General features: G+C 70.2%; 1 protein-coding gene and 1 pseudogene. Both read right to left on the reverse strand.

Annotation, left to right across the window (positions count from 1 at the left end; translation table 11 throughout):
* The coding region (locus ABZ281_RS46740) for a DEAD/DEAH box helicase (protein WP_356664632.1) at positions 1–1,519 on the reverse strand (1,519 nt) is incomplete at its 3' end.
* 326 nt (positions 1,520–1,845) lie between these two features.
* Positions 1,846–2,200, reverse strand: a pseudogene (locus tag ABZ281_RS46745) (hypothetical protein); the annotation flags it as partial.

The following is a 2,200-nucleotide window of genomic DNA, read 5'->3' on the forward strand; positions in this document are numbered from 1 at the left end:
GCGGCACGGTGATGCCGAGGCGGCGGCACAAGCCCAACTGCTTCGGGCTGGGCTTCCCGGCCCTCCAACGGGCCTGCCTCGACACGAACGCCCCGGGCGCCAGCACCTTGGCCTGCTGCTCCAGCCACGCCAGCGCCTCCGGCAGCGGCCGTGCCACGTCGTCCTTCGGCGGGTGCACCCCGTGCGCCTCCGTCCAGCGGCGCATCCGGTAGGACCGGGTCCCAGGGTCACGCTGCAGGAACAGGAACATCGCGCTGGTGAGGCGGATGAACCAGATGCCGTCCGGCGTGCGCAGCCAGCGGATCGCCGACGAACCGAACAGGTTGATCTCCTCTGCCTCGACCCGCGCGGCCAGCGTGCGGCGCTTCTCGGCGGCCACGTGCTCCTCGGCGACCTGCCGGAGGCTCTTGCCCGGCTCGGCCTGGCCGATCTCCCGTTCAGTGAGATCGACCATGCTGGCGAGCTTGTGTCGGCTCGCCGCGCCCATGACGTCGAGCAGCAGCGCGTCGGTCTTGCCGGGTGCCGGCCGGAGCCCGCGGCCAACCATCTGCACGTACAGGCCCGGCGACTTGGTGGGGCGGGCGACCACGACGCAGCTGGTGTGCGGCGCGTCGAATCCCTCGGTGAGCACCATGCAGTTGGTGAGCACCTGGAGTTCACCCGCGGTGTAGCGGGCGAGGGTCGCGCGGCGCTCGTCGCGACCCATATCGCCCCACACCGGGGCCGCCTTGATGCCGACAGCGACCAGGGCATCGGCGGCGGCCTTGGCGGTCGCCACGGTCGGAGTGAAGACCACGCCCGGGCGGTCCGCAGCGTGGTCGACGTAGGCCTTGGCGATGGCGTCCAGCGCGCCGGAGTCCTCCAGGGCCTTGCCGAGCTGCCCGTCGACCAGGTCGCCGCCCCTGGTCTTCACCTTGTTGAGGTCGAGGGTGTCGACGGTGATGGCCTTGCCACGGACGTCGCAGAGGTAGCCGTCGCTGATCATGTCGAGGATGTCGAGGCGGAAGACGACGTCTTCCCAAACCTCGGCCAGGCCGCCGTCCTCCCGGGTCATCGTTGCGGTGAAGCCGGCCACCGGGACGCCGTCCCAGGCGCCGAAGTGCCTGAGCACCTCCATGTAGGTGGGGGCCGCAGCGTGGTGGCACTCGTCCACGATGATGAGGCCGATATCCCGGATGGCCTCGCGGCGGCGGGTGACGGCCAGGGTCTGGACGCTGGCCACGATCACGTCGGCGTCGGCGTGGTCGTCGCGCTGGGCCTTGACGATGCCGACGCGCAGCATCGGGTCGACTGCAAGCAGCTTGGAAGCGGCCTGCTCGATCAGCTCTTCACGGTGCGCGATGACGAGGGCTCGGCGGCCTCCGAGGCTGTCGAGCATCTGGTGGGCCAGGTGGGAGAAGACGACGGTCTTGCCGGCGCCGGTCGGGAGGACGACGGCCACGCGGTTCTTGCCGTTGGCCCAGCCCTGGCGCAGCGCCTCGATGGCGTCGAGCTGGTAGGGGCGGGGGGTGAAGGACATGCGTCACCTCGATTCGGTGGAGAGGAGAGAGGGGCGGTACGCGCTGCGTACCGGCTGCGTACCGGCTGCGTACCGGGCAAAAAGCGGCTCTGACCTGCTGTTATGTCTCTCTCTAGAGACAGTGGTACGCAGGTACGCAGAAACAGACAGGGGTCGATGTGCGCAGGCACGCACACACGCGCACGCACACGCGCCCACGCCTGAGGGGTGTCTTTTCCGGGCGGCTGCGTACCGGCCCGAAAGTGACCGCTGGTACGCGCCTGACCTGCGGGAATGCTGGGGCGATGGTGGTACGCACTTCGTGCGTACCACCGGTCCGACGGTCCTCATGCCGCCTCGTCCTGCTCGCCGAAGGGCATGCCCTCGGGGGTGAACGCGAGGCACTTGGCCCGGGCGCCGTCGAAGCGACGGGGCACCAGGTGCGGCGGGCGCTGGCTCTTGAGCGTCTCCAGATAGCCGGCGTCGACCCAGCTGCCCACGACCGCGTCGAGGGAGTATCCGGCGTCGGCGAGGATCTTGCGGACCCGCTCGGGCAGCAGAGCGACCGTCTGGACGCCGTTCTTCGCCGAGATGACGCCCAGCCACCCGGAGTAGGGCGGGCGCTCCCCGAGGGCCGCACTGAGACCGGACGACTCCACCACACTCCAGACGGCGGACAGCACGGCGGGCTCGCTGCTCACG

The organism is Streptomyces sp. NPDC006265 (assembly GCF_040613555.1).
Lineage (GTDB): Bacteria > Actinomycetota > Actinomycetes > Streptomycetales > Streptomycetaceae > Streptomyces.